At 52.4% G+C, this 21,236-nt stretch carries 16 protein-coding genes; 9 read left to right on the top strand and 7 right to left on the bottom strand.

The features are described from left to right. Positions 1–15: 15 nt before the first annotated feature. Both DUE52_RS01535 and DUE52_RS01530 read right to left on the bottom strand, forming a co-directional pair. Positions 16–1,260 carry a cation:proton antiporter gene (locus DUE52_RS01535; protein ID WP_114404162.1) on the bottom strand — a complete coding sequence of 415 codons (1,245 nt, stop codon included), beginning with the start codon at positions 1,258–1,260 and terminating at the stop codon, positions 16–18. A gap of 59 nt (positions 1,261–1,319) precedes the next feature. Then, positions 1,320–2,381: a DNA topoisomerase IB gene (locus DUE52_RS01530; protein WP_114404161.1), complete on the bottom strand. Its 1,062-nt coding sequence runs from the start codon at positions 2,379–2,381 to the stop codon at positions 1,320–1,322. 129 nt (positions 2,382–2,510) lie between these two features. Here DUE52_RS01530 and DUE52_RS01525 point away from each other — a divergent pair, with 129 nt between their 5' ends. Then, the gene (locus DUE52_RS01525; RefSeq protein WP_114404160.1) at positions 2,511–3,164 is read left to right on the top strand and encodes a porin family protein; all 654 of its coding nucleotides are present in this window, start codon (positions 2,511–2,513) and stop codon (positions 3,162–3,164) included. Between the two features lie 93 nt (positions 3,165–3,257). On the opposite strand, the gene DUE52_RS01520 is transcribed toward DUE52_RS01525, so the two are convergent. From DUE52_RS01520 to DUE52_RS01500, 5 genes are all read right to left on the bottom strand, one after another. Continuing rightward, complete coding sequence (locus DUE52_RS01520) at positions 3,258–4,886, bottom strand: SulP family inorganic anion transporter (protein ID WP_114404159.1); 1,629 nt, start codon at positions 4,884–4,886, stop codon at positions 3,258–3,260. A 61-nt stretch (positions 4,887–4,947) separates the two neighbouring features. Continuing rightward, complete coding sequence (locus DUE52_RS01515) at positions 4,948–5,217, bottom strand: hypothetical protein (RefSeq protein WP_114404158.1); 270 nt, start codon at positions 5,215–5,217, stop codon at positions 4,948–4,950. Positions 5,218–5,460: 243 nt separating this feature from the next. Next, positions 5,461–6,831: a sensor histidine kinase gene (locus tag DUE52_RS01510; protein WP_114404157.1), complete on the bottom strand. Its 1,371-nt coding sequence runs from the start codon at positions 6,829–6,831 to the stop codon at positions 5,461–5,463. A 3-nt stretch (positions 6,832–6,834) separates the two neighbouring features. After that, the gene (locus tag DUE52_RS01505; RefSeq protein WP_114404156.1) at positions 6,835–7,518 is read right to left on the bottom strand and encodes a response regulator; all 684 of its coding nucleotides are present in this window, start codon (positions 7,516–7,518) and stop codon (positions 6,835–6,837) included. An 81-nt stretch (positions 7,519–7,599) separates the two neighbouring features. Beyond that, positions 7,600–9,153: a neutral/alkaline non-lysosomal ceramidase N-terminal domain-containing protein gene (locus DUE52_RS01500; RefSeq protein ID WP_114404155.1), complete on the bottom strand. Its 1,554-nt coding sequence runs from the start codon at positions 9,151–9,153 to the stop codon at positions 7,600–7,602. Between the two features lie 718 nt (positions 9,154–9,871). On the opposite strand from DUE52_RS01500, the gene DUE52_RS01490 reads away from it, so the two are divergent. From DUE52_RS01490 to DUE52_RS01455, 8 genes are all read left to right on the top strand, one after another. After that, positions 9,872–10,555, top strand: a complete 684-nt coding sequence (locus tag DUE52_RS01490) for an RNA polymerase sigma-70 factor (RefSeq protein ID WP_114404154.1) — start codon at positions 9,872–9,874, stop codon at positions 10,553–10,555. A 137-nt stretch (positions 10,556–10,692) separates the two neighbouring features. Continuing rightward, positions 10,693–11,697, top strand: coding sequence for a FecR family protein (locus DUE52_RS01485; protein ID WP_114404153.1), 1,005 nt, complete (start codon positions 10,693–10,695; stop codon positions 11,695–11,697). Positions 11,698–11,724: 27 nt separating this feature from the next. Continuing rightward, complete coding sequence (locus tag DUE52_RS01480; RefSeq protein ID WP_229312028.1) at positions 11,725–15,327, top strand: SusC/RagA family TonB-linked outer membrane protein; 3,603 nt, start codon at positions 11,725–11,727, stop codon at positions 15,325–15,327. 178 nt (positions 15,328–15,505) lie between these two features. Further along, positions 15,506–16,960: a RagB/SusD family nutrient uptake outer membrane protein gene (locus DUE52_RS01475; RefSeq protein WP_114404152.1), complete on the top strand. Its 1,455-nt coding sequence runs from the start codon at positions 15,506–15,508 to the stop codon at positions 16,958–16,960. A 28-nt stretch (positions 16,961–16,988) separates the two neighbouring features. Beyond that, the gene (locus tag DUE52_RS01470; protein WP_114404151.1) at positions 16,989–18,146 is read left to right on the top strand and encodes a sialidase family protein; all 1,158 of its coding nucleotides are present in this window, start codon (positions 16,989–16,991) and stop codon (positions 18,144–18,146) included. A gap of 7 nt (positions 18,147–18,153) precedes the next feature. Continuing rightward, positions 18,154–19,395, top strand: a complete 1,242-nt coding sequence (locus DUE52_RS01465; RefSeq protein WP_222930244.1) for a sialidase family protein — start codon at positions 18,154–18,156, stop codon at positions 19,393–19,395. Between the two features lies 1 nt (position 19,396). Next, positions 19,397–20,491, top strand: coding sequence for a phosphotransferase family protein (locus DUE52_RS01460; protein WP_114404149.1), 1,095 nt, complete (start codon positions 19,397–19,399; stop codon positions 20,489–20,491). After that, complete coding sequence (locus DUE52_RS01455; protein WP_114404148.1) at positions 20,488–21,231, top strand: HpcH/HpaI aldolase family protein; 744 nt, start codon at positions 20,488–20,490, stop codon at positions 21,229–21,231. Before DUE52_RS01460 ends, DUE52_RS01455 begins: the two co-directional genes overlap by 4 nt. Positions 21,232–21,236: the final 5 nt, after the last annotated feature.

Genomic DNA, 21,236 nt, shown 5'->3' with positions numbered 1-21,236 from the left:
GTCGTAGTGGTGCGTTCAGTCCGTTTTATACAATCGGCGAATGAGCCGTTCCAGCGTTAATCCCTGTCCGATCACGGAGAAGACTACGACAGCGTAGGTGATGGCCACAATCAGATTTTTGTTGGGAACGGCATTGCTGATTGAAAGAGCCAGGGCGACGGAAATACCCCCGCGCAATCCGCCCCAGGTCATCATCAGGGGCGCTTTCGAATCGAGCGTGAGCCAGCGCCGGGCCAGTCGGAAGGGAATCCAGATGGCCAGAAACCGCGAGAAGAGCACAATCAGGATCGCCAGGAGACAGATGATCCAGTAGGATGTTTCAAAGTCGATAATCAGTAATTCAATTCCGATCAAAACAAACAGCAGGGCGTTCAGAATCACATCGACCAGTTCCCAGAATTTGTCGATGTATTCCTCCGTTTGCTGACTCATGGCATCCTGACGGGCTCGGTTACCGACAAATAAACCGGCAACAACCATGGCCAGCGGACCGGAAACATGGATTTTCTGGGCAAGCAGATAGCCGCCCATCACAAAGGCGATGGTTAGCATGACCTCCGTCTGGTAGTGGTTTATCGAGCGCAGAAGCCAGTATAGGCAGTATCCTAAAACCAATCCGTAGAGAAGCCCACCACCGGCTTCTTCCACAAACAGCCAGGTAATCCCGCCTATGCTTACGCTTTCAGTACCGCCAAGCACAATACGGTAAATGGAAGCAAAGACTACGACACCAACACCATCATTGAACAGGGATTCGCCAACAATATTCATTTTGACGCTGTTGGGCAACTTAAACCGCGCCAGAATGCCAAGTACGGCAATGGGGTCGGTTGGTGAGATCAGCGCGCCAAACAGCAGGCACAACGGGTACGAAAGCTCAAAACCGAGCCAGTGCGCACTGTAGTACAATCCCGTTCCAACAAGCACCGTACTGAGCAAAACCCCCACCAGGGCAAACAAAATAACGGAGCGCCGTTCTACTCTGAGAAGGGCGGCATTGGTGTGAAAGGCCCCGGCAAACAACAGAAAACTCAGCATGACATCGAACAACACCTGATTGAAATCGATGCCGGCAATGGTCTGTCGGATCAGCGTAAATTGGTCGGGCCTGATGGAATGGAACCCGATCAGCAGCAGCGAGAAGCCCAGCGAGACGACCATAATGCCGATGGCGTCGGGCAATTTTAGCAGACGGGTATTCAGGTAAGCAAAAAGAGCAGAGGTAACGATCAGCAGGGTAATGAGCGTAAATAAATCCATGAAATTGAATTTAGTTATAATACAGTAATGTATTTATAAATTCAGTTTATTTCAAAGATTTACTGCTCTACTTTATCCTTCAAAAACGTCAGCAACAGTTTCTCAATCGGGTCCAGCCCATAGGGCGACGTTTGGCGAAACTGGTTTTTGCGCTTCAGATACGGGTTTAAATCCCGGCATTCATAGGCTTCCAGAATCTGCGGATGCACGTAATATTTCCGGCTGACGGTGCGCGTGTTACCCAATCTATGGGCCACCTGTTCCAGAATCGTATTGATGTTTTTCTTCGCTTCCTGGTCTGTCGAACAGGGTTCCAGTTCGGCCAGCAAGCGCAGTGCGTTGACGGTTCCGGCCCAGGTACGGAAGTCCTTGGCCGAGAATTCTTCCCCTGTCACTTCCTGCAAATAACCGTTCACCATGCCGGAGTCGATGCTGCGGTGTTCGCCGGTTTCGTCGTAATACTGAAACAGCTCTTTGCCGGGGATGTCACGACAGGCTTTCACCAGCCGGGCCAGCCGCCGGTCGCGAACGGTAATGTCGTGGTAAATGCCTTTTTTGCCCTTGAAACGAAACTGGAGTTGGGAGGTCGCCACGTTGACGTGTTGGTCTTTCAGGGTCGTCAAACCGTAGTGGCCGTATTCTTTCTCGTACGATGCGTTGCCAATCCGGATCAACGTCTGCTCCATCACACTGAGGGCAATCGCAATCACCTTTTCTTTGGTCAGTTCCCGGTTTTTCAAATCCTGTTCGATGCGGGCGCGGAGGTCGGGGAGTTGTTGCCCGAAGGCAATCATCCGGAAGAACTTGGTTTCGCTGCGAATGGCGTTCCAGTTGGTATGGTAGCGGTACTGCTTCCGCCCTTTGGTGTCGATGCCGGTGGCCTGGAGGTGTCCGTTGGGTTTGGCACAGATCCAGACGTTTTCCCAGGCCGGAGGCAAGGCCATTTTTTTGATGCGGCCTAGGGTTTCGTCATCGTCGATAAGGTGGCCTTTCGGGTCTTTGTAGACAAACTGATCGCCCGACCGATGGCGGTAAATACCGGGTATAGAATCGTTGACGTATACTAACTTGACCGCTTTGGCGGCCTTGACGGGGTCGTGAACCAGTTCGGCTAAATTCATGGGTACGGTTAAATGTATTGCATAAACCCGAAGATCTGGCAAATGTTAAACCGCCCGGAAGATATTTATCACCGGTTATATGAACAAAATCAGATTCATCGTTTACCAGACAAATAACGCCTGATCTTGATGAAAAAGCTTTTCTATTTGACCTTTATTGTTGCGATTTTTTCGCTAAAACTGCACGCTCAGGTACAGATTGGTGTGCGGGCGGGTGCTCACTGGTCGACGGTTCACACCCGGAATTCTTTCGCCAACGGTTCCCTGGCGAGGGGCTTTGCTGTTGCGGTTCCTGTTGAGATGGTTCTGAAAAATCGCTGGTCAATTCGGGCAGAACCATCGGTCATTCAGAAGGGCTGGCGGTCAGGTGTAGATTATACCGATGAAATTGGTGTGCCTGCCGGAACCGGGAAACTCGTTTTGCACTATGAAGTTGCCGAGCTTCCTGTCTTGATTTCTTATCGCCGGAAAGTGACAAATCGCTGGGCCTATTACGGATTGTTTGGCCCCAGTCTGGGGTATGCATTGGGCGGCAGGCTAACGATTACGGCTGAGGGCTCCGAGATTTTTCGAGATCAGGTTCTTTTCAGGCGTCGGCTCGAAGCGGCTGTTTGGGGTGGTGGTGGAATTGAAATGGGGATCGGGCGACTCACCACCTTTTTAGACGCCCGGTTTCAATACGGGTTGAGCCAGTATCCCTCGACGCTGGCATCGTCCAAACCGAAAGAAAACACCTACGGCTTTACCGTCTCGCTCGGATGCTGGTTGCCAACCAAAAAATGACCCTGACTGCAAGGGCGGTCAGGGTCATCGGTCTTCTATCACACAAAGATAGGACTACGCTAATTATTGGGGTGAAAGTCCGGAAAACCGGTGCTAGTTCATTTCTTCGATTTCCCGCAGGTGACGGTTGCGCATGGCAATGACCGATTCTGGAACGGGTTTATAATCAGCCGGTTCACGCAGAAAAATCAGACGGATGTTGCGTTTGTGGGCGGTTTCTTTAAAATTTTGAATCGTGTTCATCACATCGCTGTCGATGTACGACGAATTGCTGCTGTCGATCTCTACAATGGCGTTTTCGGGCACGTTCATCAGCACTTTCACCATGCTGGCCTTGCTCAGGAACGAAACATAATCGCCGAGACTGATGCGGATGTGCTCCTGCCCATTGTCCTGAAAGGTTTCCATTTTATGGGCATTAAGGTAATTTTCCCGCAGAATGAAAAACAGGGCGACCAGCATACCGATGCCGATGCCGGTCAGTAAATCCGTCATCAAAATCGCGACGACAGTGACGACGAAAGGCAGAAACTTGGCAATACCTTCCTCAAAAAGCTGCTTGAAAATCCGGACGCGGGTCAGTTTGTAGCCGGTGATCAGCAAAATCGACGCGAGTGCCGCCCACGGAATCCGGTTGAGCACCGTCGGCAGGGCAATCACACACACCAGCAACAGCGTTCCGTGTACCAGGGCCGCGAGCTTCGTCCGGGCACCAGCGTTGATGCTGACCGAACTCCGGACAATGACGGATGTCAGCGGAATGCCACCAATCAAGCCGCTAACCATGTTGCCGATTCCCTGCGCCTTCAGTTCGGCGTTGGTAGATGTTTTGCGTTTCAGCGGGTCCAGTTCATCCGTCGCTTCAATCGACAGCAGGGCTTCCAGACTGGCTACCAATGCAATGGAAATGGCCGCGGTGTAGACTTGCGGATTGGTCCATTGTTCAAAATCCGGCATCGTAAACAGATCGACGAAAGCCGCCGGACTATCGGGCACCGGTAATTGCACCAAGTGGTTACCTTGCAAGGCCCAATCACTCTGAAAAATTCCGATCAGTCCGTTGATGGCAATGCCTGAAACCACCACCACCAGGGCTGCCGGTACATTTTTCAGAATCTTGTTTTCTTTGAAAAAAGGGCGTTCCCACAGCAGCAGGATCGCCAGCGACACGACGGCAATCAAAAAAGCGACACCGTTGAGTTGCCCGATAGCGGCCTGAAACTGACTAACGATGTTGAATCCATCGGGCTGAAAAAGTGAAATCTCTTCGGCCGAATCCGTATCATAGCCAACCAGATGCGGTATTTGCTTGATAATCAGGATGACGCCAATGCCGGCCAACATGCCTTTGATAACCGATGAAGGAAAAAAGTTGCTGACAATCCCGGCCCGCATGTACCCCAGCCCAATCTGGAGAACACCGGCCAGGAAGGTTGCCAGCAGAAAAGCCGGAAACGAACCCAGCGACTCGATGGCGGCCAGTACAACGACAATCAGACCTGCCTCAGGCCCCGAAATACTCAGCGCTGAACGACTGAACAGACCGACCACCAGGCCGCCGACAATCCCGGCAATGATTCCTGAAAAAAGAGGGGCTCCGGAAGCCAGGGCAATTCCCAGACAAAGCGGGACGGCTACCAGAAATGAAACAACACCTCCTTTGATATCCCCTTCTACGTTGCTCAAATCAACGATTTGAAAGTTTTTTTGTGTTGTTTTCATGATGATGAATGGTTGGATGAAGTCACAATAGGATAATCGCAACGCGGTTAAACCGATCCGGTCAGTTGGCAGAACTGACCTCGATTGCGGTGGTTTCGCGCTGGTTTAGCTCCAGTAACCGCTTTTCCAACTCAACTTTTACGGCCCGCAGCGAGTCCGCTTCCGATGCCTTGACTTCGTATTTCGTGCGATAAATTTCCTTATCCTGGCTATTTTCGCGGTAGTTGATGTATAAATCGAGGGCAATGGTGGCAAAAATTAGTCCCCAAACCGTTCCCCAGTTAACGAGTTTACTCGATTTTTTTTCGGTGTTGTTCGTATCGACTATCATAGCTCTCCATAGTTTGTGTGACTCAGTCGGACGGTTTTCCACGATACAAGCTCAATCCCAGGCCTTTAAATGCGCCAACCCATTGACAGGCAATGGGTCGAACCGAACTGGACTCATGATTCTTTTTATCGTTGTAAATACCTTTCCTTGTGATGATACAAATCTACAACCGTATGGAAAGCAGGTAATTAAGGGGTAATTAGAAGTCGATGAGAAGTCGATTAGAAGTCAATTAGGAAACGATTAGAACGTTTTGGGTAGCTTCAACGTAAAGGTTGTGCCTTCGTTGATTTTGGACGCAACTGAGATTTGACCACGGTGAAGTTGAATGATGCGGTAGGTCAGCGGCAGGCCGATGCCATAGCCGAGGATTCGTTTGGCGTTCTCGGCCCGGAAAAAGGGTTCGTAAATGTGCTTGATGTCGGCCGGGTCAATTCCGATCCCCTCGTCTTTGAACTGGATGGTGGCCCACTGCTCATCCGCCCCCAGGATTACTTCAACCCGGTTGTTGGCCGAAAATTTACACCCGTTCTCCATCAGGTTTACGAAAGCTGAAATCAGCAACGCCAGGCTACCCTGAACCGTAAGAGAAGACTGTATGGTTTCGCTTTCGAAGGAAAAAATAACCTGATAATCCGGTCGGCGGGTCGTTAACATCTTGGTAGCCTGATAGATGGCTTCGTCCAGAGCCACCTCATGGAATTTGATGGGCGCATCGTCGAGACTCACCTGCGTCAGTTCCAGCAAATTGTTCGACAGCACGTTCAACCGTTTGATCACATCCAGAACGGCCACCCATTTGGCTTCGTGTTCTTCAACCGTGCGTTTCTTGATGAGTGTCACTTCGATCTGGCCGGTAATGATCGTGAGGGGCGTCCGGAGTTCGTGGGAGGCATTGGCCACAAAATTCCGCTGAACCTCAAACGCTTCCTGCACCCGGTCGAGCATCGAGTTGAAGGTTTTGGCCAGTTGCGCAATCTCATCGCTGTTATCGCTGGCATCCACCCGCATGTTCAGATTCGACGCCCTGATGCGGTCCACCTGCCGGATCACATTGGAAATCGGTTGCAGAAAACGACCCGCAAACATCCAGCCCGAAATACCCACCAGCGAAAGGCTGAAAACCAGTCCGAAACCGAGGATATTCCGCAAGTGAGCAATTTCCGTCAGTCCGGATTCGTCGTAGGCAGTGGCAATGATCACGTATTCCTGCTGCTGGTAGGTGTAGGCCAACCCGACGATCTCCCGGGTTTTGCGACGCATGTAGAGTTGCTTCTGTTTGCGAACGCGGTCGAGCAGGTCGCGTTGGCTCGCAATACCGTGTGCGGTGTCGGCACTGGCGTAAATCTGTTTATTCTGTTGGTCGTAAATAACGATGTGTTCTTCGGGCAAAGACGTCAGGTTGTTGCGTTCAATTAAACGAAGAATAGCCGGGTCAACTTCGTCTTCTTCGATCAGTAAACGGGCGGTAATGCGGGCTTTGTCGGCCAGCCGGTAATAGAAATCGCGTTGCCGGAAATATTCAGAAATAAAATAGATCGCCAGCGAAAAAAGCACCAGATTGGTGGCGACAATAATCAGGAAAGTAACCGAAATACGCGCTCTTATTTTCATCTGTTATTCTTCAGATTCCTGCATGATGTAGCCAATACCAGTGATGGTATGGATCAATTTGGGGGAGAAATCCTTATCGATTTTTTTTCGTAAGTAATTCACATACACATCGACCACATTGGTGCCGGTATCGAAGTTGACATCCCACACTTTTTCGGTAATCTCATTGCGGGAAAGGGCTTTGTTCTGGTTTTTCATAAAGAACTCCAGCAGTGCCAGTTCGCGGGCGGTCAGAATGATTTTCTGGGTGCCGCGTTTGACGGTTTTACTCTGCTGGTTCAGTTCCAGATCCGCAATTTTCAGCACCGTGGCCTCGGAAGGATGGGCCGAGCGCCGACGATTTAAAGCCCGCAAGCGGGCCACCAGTTCCCGAAATTCGAACGGTTTGATCAGGTAATCGTCGGCCCCGGCGTCAAAACCGCTCAGTTTGCTTTCCGTACTTCCCAGGGCGGTCAGCATCAGAATCGAGACGTCTTCGTAGCGGCTGCGGATGAGTTTACACAACTCGAAACCGTTGATCACCGGAAGATTCACATCCAGGATGATGGTGGGGTAGTCGGTGTTGGCCAGCATCACCTGAGCTTGTAAAGCATCGCCGGCTACGTCGGCTTCGAAGCCGTAGTCTTCCAATCCACTTTTAATAAATGAAGCTACTTCCTGTTCATCTTCAACAAGTAAAATCCGCATACCAATTAATGTTACAGGAGTTGAACCGTTTAGGTTGGAGAATAATATCCACTGGAATATAAAAAACTAACTCTTTATTTGCTATAAATCACGCAATAACTCAGCCATGGCCCGGTATAATTTGGGAGCGGTTTCGGGTCCGGTGGAGTTGACTTCTCCATACGGTTTGTTCTCCTGGTTATAGATATGCGGAGCTTCCGTATCCCATTCACTTTTCGGAATAATGTAGCCCAGTTCATCATTCGCCAGCCCGATCACAAACTTGTATTTTCCCGGCATTAAACTTCTTAGCGGAGGAGTTTCGATCGGTTTGATACGAAAGTCGGCACCCACCGGATTTTCAACCCCACCGTTGACGATTTCGGGATAGATTTCCCCCGGAACACACAGAAACGACGCTTCGCCTAAACGGAAAGCCGCAATTTCGCTCCGGAAGTTCCCCCAACTGCTAAAACCGGCATCCAGAACGCCCAATCCGACCGCCAGCCGGAACAGTTGGTTGTCGAGCGGGATTTCAATCGTATGCGCTTTCAACCGGATGTCGGCCGGTCGGGCTGTCGTAGTGTCCTGCTGCAACGACTTGTAAATCAGCATCGCCAGGTGTTTTCCCTGCGCATCGGCTTTCTCGAATGTCGGCTCCTTAAACTGCTCACCCGTCAGCGGGTCCTGAATGGTCACTTTCGGCGAGGTTGTCATCAATCCGCCTACGCAGCCGGACGCATACACCACCGTGCCGCCCAGCCCCTTCTGCACCACCGAATCGCCCTGCGAGATTCCTTTTTCCAGATACGCCCGAACATAATGCGGGAAATCGGAAGTCAGCAGGGTGTTTTTGCTCCACAAGGTTTCGGGGTGATTTCCCCAGACGACGAGCATTCCGAGGGTGCTGTCTTTCACCGCATCCAGCACCTGCATACTATACAAACCGGCGTCTTTCACCAGCGGTTTTCGGGTATCCATCAACAGCGAATCCGCACCGGTTAGGTCCTGCGCAAAACGCAGCCGCGCCGGTCGCAGCTTTTCGACGGCCTGCACGATGGCCCGCGTCACCTGCTGCTCAACAAATAGTTCATAGGCTTTGTTTACGCCACTTTTCAAAACACTGCCGCCCCACATGCCCAGAAAATCCGGCGCTTCGTGGGTGTGGGTGCTGCACACGATGGAATAGGTAACGCCCGCGCTGGCCGGGATGGATTTCCGGACATTGATGACGTTTTTGTGCGTGAAGCCGAGCAGGTCGACGGCCACGATGGCCAGCCGGGTTTTGCCATCGTCGATCACCATGGCCCGCGCCCACAAATCGTCGTGAACGCCGTTGGCCGCGCGTTTCTGGCTGAATCCCGCCATCCAGTAGGCATCGAATTCGCCGTTGTTGTTGCCGTCGGTAAAGGTGTCGCCGTCGTCCGGTTTATAAGCCGCATCCTGGTTTTTGTCCGTCCAGCGGTCGGGGAGGTAGGGGGTGATTTTCAGCGCCGAAAAACCAACTTTGAGCGGCTGGGGCTGAGCAGGAGCCGAAATGGTCAGGTCGAGCGAATAGCCGGGATGCCGGTCGCGGCTGTTGTAATAACCGTAGCCCGCACCCAGCACGACGACCGCAACCAGAAAGAGCAGGAAACCAATGAAAAATTTACGCACGGAGGAAGGGGTTAAGGAGTTCGTGTAAAAGTAAAGATTTACAATTTACGGTAGGTTTACGGTTTTCAGTTTTCAGTTTTCGCCGGGCCGTCGTTCCGGTGCGGTTGTCCGCTATATTTTAAATCAGGAAGAACATCACCGGAAGCACACGTTTCGGGAAGAATACCTTACACTGCTGGAAAAATTTGAAGTGCCGTTTGAGACGAAATACCTGTTTGAATGGATTGATGACGGAGTTAAAAAGTAGTACGTTCCTCCGGAACATGATGATATCTATTAAAATCCGTCGGCTATTAACAGAAAACCCCTGCGGACAGGGCTGTTACGTTCTGCCCCGCTTTTGCCCCCTAGCCCCCTAAAGGGGGAGTTTTCTCGCGCTCCAGGCTCCCCCTTTAGGGGGCTGGGGGGCAAAATGGTTGGCTTGAGTCGATTCTAATTTAAGAACCTAACTGCCCTGCCCCTCCGGGGTAATGCAAACACGACACCAAGCGGCACCCTCAATCCCGGAGGGATTCCCTGTTAATAGCAAACAAGCCTTGCCATGACGACCCTAAGCTCCGGAGGAGCGGCCCAGCCCAGCGGGTTTGATCACAATCACAACAATTTTTGACTTTATTTGAGAATTTTTTAAAACCAACTAAGGTGGTTTTGGTGAAAAGTTGTCTTTCTTACTAAAGGATTGTCTCTTTCAAAGACCCGCTCGTTTTAATCAAAAGGTATGCAAACCCGTCAACGGTTCGATTCTGCCGACCTCCATGTTCCGACGATTACCACGCCCGGGAATGACCCTGGTCCGGAAATCGAGCCAGCGAATGAAAAACCGGCTCGGCAGGATGCGGAATGGGTTATTCGGCGGACGTTCAGCGAGAATCCGCAAAAAGGATGCGAACTGCTTTTTCGGCGGTATCACCAGGCGCTGTGCAGCCATGCCGTCCGTTTTGTCTACTCAAAAGAGACAGCAGAAGACCTCGTTAGCGATGTTTTTTGTAAATTCTGGAAAACAAAAGCCTACGAATCTGTTACCGATTCCTACCGCTATTACCTGTTTAGATCGGTTCGCAACGAAGCCTATAATTACCTCCGCCTGGAATTCAAAAAACTGGAAGACCTCGAAACCGCCGATACGCAGGAAAGTGCGTTCAGCCAGCGCCCCGACCAGATTATTCAGTTTGAAGAAGTCTTTCACCGGGTCGAAGATCTGGTTGAATCGATGCCTCCGCAATGCCGGAAAGTCTTTCTGCTGAGCCGTTTCGAAGGGAAAAAATACCAAACCATCGCAACCGAACTGGGCCTTTCGATCAAAACCGTCGAGGTGCATATGGTGAAGGCCCTGAGCATTATTCGGAAAGGATTGAAAGAGCACTGGCTGATTTTGCTGGCTCTGTGGATGTGTAGCCCCTAAATCCCCTGAAGGAGACTTGGACGCGGCTAATCCGGATTTGAAAAGTCCTCTTTAGGGGATTTAGGGGCAGATTCCTGGAACCACTAAGGTGCTTTTGCCGAAAAGTTGTCTTATGAATAAACAGCAGGTAGCAGGAAATGGAATCGGAAGTCAACAAAAGTTTGCTATTTAATCACTTCGCCCGGAAAACGTCTCCGCTGCAGCGGGAGTTGATTGCGCAGTGGCTTCAGGAAAAAGCAAACGAAGAGCGCTACTACGAATGGCTGGAAGAGTGGGAAAATTTGCATCCGCAGTATTTGACCCAAACCGACGGCGCGCTTCAGCGTTACACGGCTTTTTTGAAAGACAATCCGCAAACCGACGACGTCGATACCGCCGAAACGGTTGTTGCGCCCGCGCAAAACCGCTGGTCGATCAGGCCCTGGCTGGTGGCGGCTTCCTTTCTGCTGCTGGTCAGCGTCGGTGCTTTTTTGTTCCGCAATTCGATCTGGTATCAAACTTACGAAACGGGATTTGGCGAAACCCGTTCGCTGCAACTGGCCGACGGAAGTGCCGTGCTCCTGAATGCGAATTCGACGTTGCGCGTACCCCGCTGGGGATTTGGGACGCGCATCCGCGAAGTGCTGCTCACCGGCGAAGCCAATTTTTCGGTTAACCACACCGCCGACGATCAGAAGTTTGTTGTCAAAACCGTCAAGAATTTCGAAGTGGTGGTGCTGGGAACGGAATTCAGCGTTTTTGCCCGAAAACGCGGAGCCAAAGTAACCTTGAACAAAGGGAAAGTTCAGGTGCAGGTGCAAACCGGGCAAACCGTGAAGCAGGTGCTGATGAAACCCGGCGAACTGGTGACGCTCGACCCACAGAACCACATTGCCCTGAAAACGATGAAGCAAACCCAGTTGCATCCGGCCTGGGGCGAAAAACGGTTCGTTTTTGAGGAAACGCCTTTGCAGGAAGTGGCCTATCTCCTCGAAGAAAACTACGGTTTACAGGTCGATATCAAGGATCAGAAACTGGCCGGACGGGTGCTGATGGGGTCATTTCGGGCCGACAATGTCGATCAATTGTTGCAATCCATCTCGGAATTGCTGGATATTAATGTGGTCCGGCAGGGCAATCATGTCCAGTTAATGGACAACTAAACCAGACTTTCTAAACCCTTACTTTCTATGGTAAATCCTTTACGAAGGGCTCCACAAGCGGGGCTTCTGTTTATCCTATTGCTTTTTGGGCTCCGGCCGGGCTGGTCGCAGTCCCTGGCTCTGGCCAGTACGATGCGGCAAAAACCGGTTGAAACCCCGCGGGGAACTGTCCGGCAACTCAAGGACGTACTGAACGATCTGAAGAACACCTACGGGGTCGATATTATGTTTGAACTGCGTGCCGTAGAGGGGTTTACGGTTACGGCGGAAGCCATTAATCCGAAAGCGACGCTCGAAAAAAATCTCGGCAATGTGTTGCGGCCGCTGGGTTTGCGGTACAAAAAAGTAAACAGCAGTTCGTACCTGGTCATCGGCGACAAAAAGGCGCGGAAAGTGGCCGATGCCGAAACCCGGCTTCCGGATCCTGCGCTCTCCCTGCCAACGCCGGCGAATGGCTCCACGGAAAGGGGGACGGCCACCGCCGAACTTCCGCTGGCGACCCCGACGAAAGCGCCCGTAGCGGACCGGGTGCTGACGGGAAGTGTGAAAAGCGAAACCGGGGAACGTCTGCCGGGGGTTAGTGTGGTGGTGAAGAAAACCACGCGCGGAACCACGACTGACGGAAACGGCGAATTTCGGCTCAACGTTCCCGAAGATGCCGCTACATCGGCGCTGGTGCTGGTCTTTTCGTTCGTCGGGTACCTGAATCAGGAAGTGGCGATTGGCAATCGGAACACCATCGATGTACAACTGGCACCCGACCAGAAAACCTTGAATGAGGTCGTAGTGGTGGGCTACGGGACGCAGAAAAAGAAGGATTTGACGGGTTCGATTGTCAACCTGAGCGGCAAAGACCTGCTGCCGGTTCCGGCCGCCAGCTTCGATCAGATGATGCAAGGCAAGGTGGCGGGGGCCCAGATTACCCAGACCACGGGGGCGCCGGGCGGCAACGTCAACGTCGTCATTCGGGGCATCAGTTCCATCACGGGCGGCAATCAGCCCTTGTATGTCATCGACGGATACGCCATCGGTTCGATGGGCGGAGGATCGGATTTGAGCAGCTTCACCGGAAATTCCTACTCGGCCAGCGGCATGGCTACAAATGCTTCAACGACGAAAATTAATCCGCTGAGCACCATCAATCCGTCTGATATTGAGTCGGTTGAGATCTTGAAAGATGCCTCGGCAACGGCGATTTATGGTTCACGCGGTGCCAATGGCGTAGTGATTATTACGACCAAGCGCGGCAAACAGGGCAAAACGAGCATCAACCTGGAGTCGTCAGTGGGTATTCAGACGCTGGCGAAGAAACTGGATATGCTGAATCCACAGCAGTTTGCGCAGATGGTGGCCGACGGGCGCGACAACGCCTGGGTGTATCTGGGCGGGAAAGCCTCCGATCCCAACAGCGTGCGCGGTCAGCCCCAGTGGGTGCGTCCAGACTATCGGAACCCGCAGTTGCTGCCCACCGAAGGAACCGACTGGCAGGACGTGATTTTCCGGCCAGCGACGGTCCAAAATTACCAGCTCTCGGCCAGTGGTGGCACCAACGACATCAATTACTACGTTTCGGGCGGTTATTTTGATCAGGAAGGAATCATCATCGGCTCCAATCTGAAGAAATTCACCCTCCGCACCAACATCGACGCACAGCTTACCAAACGGCTGAAACTGGGTGCTTCATTTGCCGGGTCGTATTCCTACGGCAATTTTGCCCGCGCCGAGGGAACCGTTGGACAGCGCGGACTGCTGGCGGCCACCTTATCCAGTTCTCCGCTGGCCCCAATTTATGATAAAAACGGCAATCCGTACTCCGAACTGGTTGATCCCATGGGCGTTCCGGTCGAGAATCCGCTGGTGATTGTCAGGGAGTTTAGCGATAAGCGCAATGCGGCCAACATCTTCACCAACAACTATTTGGAGTATGAATTGATGAATGGGTTGCGGCTCAAATCGTCGGTGGGCGTCAACTACACCACCAACAACAACCGCATCTGGAAGTCGTCGCGAATTGGGGACGGTTTCAACCTGACGGGGCCGCCCACGGCCGGAGCCTACGTCAGCAAAAGCCTGAACTGGCTGAACGAAAACACGCTCAGTTTTCAGCGGATGCTGGGCGAAAAACACAATTTTAACAGCGTTATCGGGTTTACCGTCCAGAAAAATTCGGATGATATTTTGCAGGCTGGTGCGTCCGATTTTCCGACGGATTACATCCCGTTTTTGTCGGGCGGAAACGTCAACGCCGGAAATAACTTTATCTCGGAATGGTCGATGCTGTCGATGCTGGCGCGGGTCAATTACACCTTCAACGGGCGGTATTTGCTGACGGCCACGGTGCGTCGCGATGGCAGTTCGCGGTTTGGAGCCAACCACAAGTGGGGCACTTTTCCGTCGTTTTCGCTGGGCTATCGCCTGTCCGATGAGCCGTTTATGGCGGGTCTTACGTTTGTCAATGACCTGAAAATCAGAGCCAGTTATGGAACCTCCGGGAATAACCTGATTGGCAACTACGCTCACATCGGACTCCTCGGAACGTCGCGTTACGTTACCACCAGCGGTATTGTGCTGGGCATTACGCCCCAAAGCCTGGCCAACGACGACCTTACCTGGGAAAAGTCGCTTCAAGCCGACATCGGACTCGATATTTCCCTGTTCAAAAACCGCCTGTCGTTCACCGTCGACGCCTACCGAAACGTCAAAAAAGGGCTGTTGCTGAACACCTTGTTACCGGCGGCTTCCGGCTTCGACTCGTCCATTCAGAACATCGGCGAAGTGGAGAACAAAGGGCTGGAATTGACGGTGAGTTCGGAAAACGTACGAGGTAAAGATTTTTCCTGGACCACCAATCTGAACCTGAGCACCAACCGCAACAAGGTGCTGGCACTCAGCACGTCCAGCTCCCGGATTGTCAACTCGCCGTATCAGGTCAGTCAGGTCGGTTCGCCCATTTCGAGTTTCTTCATGCTCAATGCATTGGGCGTTTTCAGGACGCCGGAAGAGATTAAAGCCAGTCCGCTCGTGCATCCGGCCACCCAACCGGGCGACCTGCGGTTTGAAGATGTCAACAAGGATGGACGGATTACGGATGCGGACAAGAAAATCGTCGGAAATCCGTGGCCAAAATATACCTGGGGTTTCAACAACAAGTTTACGTTCAGGAGCATCTCCCTGAGTGTCAGTGTGATCGGAACGGAAGGTAATCTGGTTTATTTCCAGGCCGGTGAAACCCAGTTGAATGTTGCGGGCGTTCAGAATCAGCTTGCCATTGCCGACAACCGCTGGAAATCGGCTGAGGACCCCGGCGAGGGCTTGCTTCCGCGAGCGATCCGGAACGATTATGCGCGGGGAAACAGCATGTCGTCGCGGTATTTGTTCGACGGGTCGTACGTGCGCATCCGGAACATCAATCTTTCGTATTCATTCCCAACCGCGCTCGCCGGTCGGCTTGGCCTTCAAAACTTTACCCTTTTTGCGGATGTGACCAATGCTTACACCTTTACGAAGTACCCCAGTTTTGACCCGGAAGCCAGCATCGGCGGGGATAACATTGCCAAATCCGGCATCGATTTCTATTCCTATCCGGTTCCGCGCATTGCCACATTGGGGTTACGGGTCGCTTTTAAATAACGCTACCGGTTTTTTTAAATAACTAGCACTTTCGTTTGTTGCCCCTAAATCCCCTAAAGGGGACTTGGACGCGAACCTTCCGGATGCTAAAAGTCCCCTTTAGGGGATTTAGGGGCAACAAACGAAAGTGCATCAGAATTAGCAGACGTAAGTCCTAAAAACATCATCGAATACGATTATGAAACCGAGAATACTACATAAACTAAGCACGATACTGGCCGTTTTTCTGGTCATGATTTCAAATACGTCGTGTAAAGAATTTCTGGAATTGCAACCCCAGAATCAGATTAACGATGAGAGTTTCTATCGCACAGCGGCTGATTTTGAAAGTTCTCTTTTGGGGGTTTTCAGCTCATTCAAAGGATTTCACACCGGTAATCTGCATTACATCAACGAACTGGCAACGGACAATGCCGAACTCCAGTGGCTGGCGCCAACAGCCGCCGAAGTGGAGTTCGACGACAACAGCGTTACGGCCGCCAACGCCACGGTGCTGGCGACCTGGAACGTGGGTTTGTACACCATTGCCCGCTGTAATACCATTTTAAACCGCATCAAAGGCGCTTCGTTCGATCCGGTGACAAGGGATCGGATTATCGGAGAAACCCGGTTTTTCCGGGCCTGGAGTTACTTTTATTTGGTGCAATTGTTCGGCCGGGTGCCGGTTACCGACGTGGAGTTCCGAAGTCCCGGCAATATTGCGGCCACCGATTTATCGCTAAAACCGCAGGAAGAGGTCTACAAAACCATCATTGACGACCTGATCAGTGCCGAGTCGCTGATGCCCGCGACCTTGAATGCCGATAAAGGCCGGGTTTCCAGAGGAACCGTCAAAACGCTGCTGGGAAAAGTGTATCTGACTAAAAAAGACTATGCGTTGGCGGCTGCGAAACTGAAAGAAGTTATCGACGAAAAACAGTATGCTTTATTGCCCGACTATAAAACGTTGGTGGTCAAAGGAAATAACAATTTAGCCGAATCTATTTTCGAAATTAAGTTCGTTTCCGGGTCCAATCTGGGCAATTTGTATTCGGTGCAGTTTACGCCCGCTCTGTCCAATATGCTGCTGTTTCCCAACAACCAAAGTGGCGGTGGGCGAATGGTGCCGACGTTGAATTCCTTTAACGCATTTGAAAAAGCGGATCGGCGAAAAGCGGCTTCTGTTCATGATACGATCACCTTGCTGGGTGGCACGAAAGTGTATAGCCGTTATGGGTTAAAGTTTGTGGATTTCAGCGCAATCAACGTGTCCGATGGCAATGTTACCTACCCGGTTTCGCGGTTTTCCGACGTGCTGCTGATGTACGCCGAAGCCCTCAACGAGCAGGACAAAACCGCTGATGCGCTGCCTTACATCAATCAGGTGCGTAAACGCGCCGGTTTGTCGGATCTGACCGGACTGGATAAACCGGCGGTTCGGCTGGCGCTGGAGAAAGAGCGGAAAGTAGAGTTTCTGTTCGAAGGGCAGCGGTGGTTCGATCTGGTGCGTACAGGCCGCGCCATCGAGGTCATGAATGCGCATTTTGCCAGCAAAGGCATCAATTTCAAAATGACTGAAAATGAGCTGCTGATGCCAATTCCGCTGCGGGAAATCGACCTGAATCCTGCGTTAACCCAAAATCCGGGCTATTGATCTTCCAACCTGTTTGTTCTTTAATTCGATGAAAATACTTTCGTCCCATATCCGACGGTTTCTTGTCCTGTTGCTCCTTTTGGGCTCTGTTTTTCAATTGAAAGCCCAGAAAAGCGAGGTAAAACTCAACGGCCTGGTGTTTGCATATCCGCCGGTTTTGATTAATGATTTCAAGAAAAACGGCGATGGCTGGTCGCGGGAGCCGATTCTGCGACGGATGCCCGACGGCTCACTCCTCTGTCTGCACTACACGGGTGGCCCCTGGGAACCCGACAATGGCAATTTTGTGGTTGCCACCCGCAGCACCGACGAAGGCAAAACCTGGTCGTCGCCGGAACCGTTTCTGAAACATCCGACCCGGGCGGTTTGGTCGCCGGAACTGTTTGTGTCCGATAAAACCGTGTTTGTGCCGGTCAATACCTTCGACGCGCCGACCTGGTATAACAACCTGAAAACCTTTACGACCGTCAGTACCGACGCCGGAAAAACCTGGACGGAGCCGGTGAGTTTACCGGGGTTCGCCAGCAGTTTTACGCTGCGACGCGGCTTTGTGATGTCCAACGGCGAATGGTTTTTCTCCGCCTTTTGTCAGGAACAGGCCGACGGGTTTACCCAGAAATTTAGCCGTCAGAAGCTGATTGAGGGCAAAAACTGGCCGTTCTGCGTCTCGGCGCTGATCTGCAAGCCGGGTTGGAAAAACGTTGAAATGCACGGTTATCACAAACGCGAAGATCTGGGGATGCTCTGGGAACCCAACACGGTTGAAGTGGCACCCGGACATCTGGTGATGCTGATGCGGGCTTCCGGAACCGGCGTCCTGTACCGAACCGAAAGCCGGGATTTTGGCCGTACCTGGACTAAAGTTGCGCCGAGCGATATTCCCAATGGAAATTCAAAAATTACCTTGTTGAAGGTTGGGCAAGACATATTGCTGATCGGAAACCAATGCAAAGATCGCAGCGAAGTGTCTCTTTGGGTTTCCAAAGACGGTTGCAAAACCTGGTCGAAAAAAATCCGGCTGGCGACCATTGAAAATACCGCCACGATGGAGAAAATTGAACACAATCCGGCCATGATCTGCTACCCCGATGGCTTTGCGGATGACACCCGGAAAGTTCTCTACCTGGCGATGGAAGATGGTATTCGTCACTATTTCATGAAAATACCGTATGCGGATTTTAGGTAACGATAGCATGAATCACCTGCTAAGAATACAGTTTTGTTGTCTGATAATTGGCTTGTCGATGACGGTTTTTTCGGTTCAGGCGCAGATGAAAAAATCGGTCGATCCGGCTTTGGTGCCACCGGTTATCAATACCGCTCCGTCGGCAGAATATGATCCGGACCGGCTGGATTTCAACATGACCATCGGCCTTGAGCGAACGCCCAAAGGCCGGCTTTGGGCTTGTTGGGTGGGCGGGGGCGACAACGAAGAAGCGTTTTTTGCTTTGACTACCAGCGATGACAACGGCAAAACCTGGTCGAAACCGCGTGCCGTGATCGACCCGCACGATGCGTCGCTGGGCGAAAGCCGCCGGGCTATTGTTGGAACCTTGTGGACTGATCCGCGCGGTCGTCTCTGGCTTTTCTTCGACCAATCGATGACGTTTTTCGACGGTCGTGCCGGTAACTGGTATACCATTTGCGACAACCCGGACAGTGACAAACCCACCTGGTCGAAACCGCAACGAATCTGGCACGGCTGCTCCCTGAACAAACCCACCTTATTGGCCAACGGCGACTGGCTGCTGGTGATTTCGCTCTGGAACCGGGAGAAAATCATTGCGATGGACCCGGCTTCTCCGTATCGGGAAGCATACCACGAGCTGGATTCGCTCCGGATGGCTAACGTCTTCGTTTCCAGCGATCAAGGTCGCACCTGGAAACGCCGGGGCGGGGTACGGTTTCCACAGCCCGACTACGACGAATCGCACATTATCGAACGGCGCGACGGCACACTCTGGCTGACCACCCGCACGGCCAAAGGACTTTGGGAAAGCTACTCGAACGACAAGGGGAAAACCTGGTCGGAACCGCAGAAGTCGGCGATTGAAAACACCAACGCGCGGCATTTTATCCGCCGTTTGCAGTCGGGTCGGTTGCTGCTGGTCAAGCACGCTAAAGTGGATGGCAAAATCGCCCGGTCGCACCTGACGGCGTATCTTTCTGACGACGACGGGCAGACCTGGCAGGGCGGTTTGTTGCTGGATGAACGGAATATGGTAACGTATCCTGATGGTGTTCAGGCACCCGACGGCACCCTGTATATTTCCTACGACCGGGGCCGGAAACGGAGTACGGGCGGGGAAATTCTGCTGGCCCGGTTTACGGAAGACGACGTACTGAAAGGCGGTTTTGTGACGCCGAACGCCAAAGCCAAACAGGTGATTAGCCGATCGCTGGAAGCCAGGGCAGAAGCTAAGAACGAAAACTAGGATGGTGAATCGGCAACAGATTTATTATTGGAAATGCGACCGGCCTTTCGCTTTTTATAGTCTGATAACGCCACATGCTTCCGTACCGGATCAGGACGTAGAAGATGCCTTACGAACGGTTTTGCAGATTCATTTTGGGGACACTTCCTTTACGTTGCAACCGGCGGGCGGTCAGGGAAACCACCTGACGTATCTGGCGACGCATCGCGGAGAAACGTATTTTCTGCGGCTGGAAAATGGGCCGGAGAAAGACGATTACATGGACGTGGAAGCTGCCGTTCTGGATCGGGTTCGCCAAACCGGGGTGCCGACGCCAGCGGTTTTTGCCGTTGATGCGTCCCGGTCGAAGGTGCCGTTTGCGTACCAGATTTTGGCGTTTATCGATGCGCCGGATTTGAACGCGTTACACAAAAAAGGGGCGTTGAATGAAGGCCGTATTGCGCACGAAATTGGGGTTAATCTGGCCCGCTGGCAGCAAATTTCACCTGAAAATTTCGGCCCCTTTGATCCGGAGCTGCTTCGAAAAACCGGTCGGTTAACCGGTTTACACGAATCGTACCGCGCTTATTTCCGGCTGAACTGGGAACAGCATCTGGATTTTCTGACGAACGCCCAGTTTCTGACCAACGAAGAAAGCCTTGACGTACAGGATCTTGTTGATGAAAACGACGCTTTGCTGGCGTTGAAAACCGGTTGTCTGGTTCATAAAGACCTGGCGTTGTGGAACATGCTGGGAACGCCGGACGAACTAAAAGCCGTCATCGACTGGGACGACACCATATCGGGTGACCCCACGGACGACCTGGCACTGCTGGCCTGTTTTCATTCCGGCGACTTCATCAAGGCAGTTTTGACGGGTTATCAGACCATCCGGGAATTGCCGGAACAATTTCTGCCGCGTTTCTGGCTGCATCTGCTTCGGAATATGATCGTCAAAGCCGTTATCCGGGTGGGAGCGGGGTACTTCGACCGGCAGGACGATTTTTTCCTGATCGGAGCCGGATCGTCGGGACAATCCCTGAAAAGCTTCACCAAAGCGCGCATTCGAACGGCGATGCTGGGTTTGCAAGGCCATAAAACGATCGCTGATTTATGAATTCCTTCGAAAAGAAAAAGGTCCCTCGACTGGGTTTGGGAACCTGGTTGTCAACGGGTTCACCGGTTGTTGCCGAGCTGGCCGGGGCGTGTTCGCTGGACTGGCTGCTGTTCGATCTGGAGCACGGCTGTCTGACGGAAAGCGGGTTGCTGGCAAATTTGCAGGCCGTCCGAAATCCGGAGGTTACGCTCGTGGTTCGGGTGGGCAGTCTCGACCCGGCGTTGATTGCCCGGGCGCTGGACTGGGGTGCATCGGGCATTATGCTGCCGCATGTCTCAACTCCAGCGCAGGCTTCCGCTTGTGTGGCCGCCATGCGCTATCCGCCCCACGGAACCCGCGGGTATTCCGGTTCGGTGCGGGCGTATGCCTACGGACTGTGCGCGTCCAAAGTCATTCAGGAACTGCCCGCTCCGGTTTTTATGGCCCAACTGGAAGACTATGAAGGCGTTATGAATGCCGAAGCGATTGCTGGGGTTTCGGGGGTCGATGTGCTTTTTGTGGGGCCAGCGGATCTGAAACTGGATTTAGCCGTACGCTGCCCATCAAAACCGTCCCTACCATTTACCGACGCCTTGGCGCGGGTGAGCCAGGCGGCCCAAAAGAACGGGAAGCAGGCCGGGATTCTGGTGCGAAACCCGGCCGATATACCGGAGCTGCGAAAAGCCGGTTTTTCCTGTCTGGCCATTGGTTCAGATCTGGGAATTTTGCGCGACGGTTTTCAGACTATTCTTACCTTGTAATTTCG

The organism is Larkinella punicea (genome assembly GCF_003334855.1).
Taxonomy (GTDB): Bacteria; Bacteroidota; Bacteroidia; order Cytophagales; family Spirosomataceae; genus Larkinella; species Larkinella punicea.
Note: the sequence above shows the minus strand (reverse complement) of the source record. Positions and strands in the feature narration are given on the sequence as shown.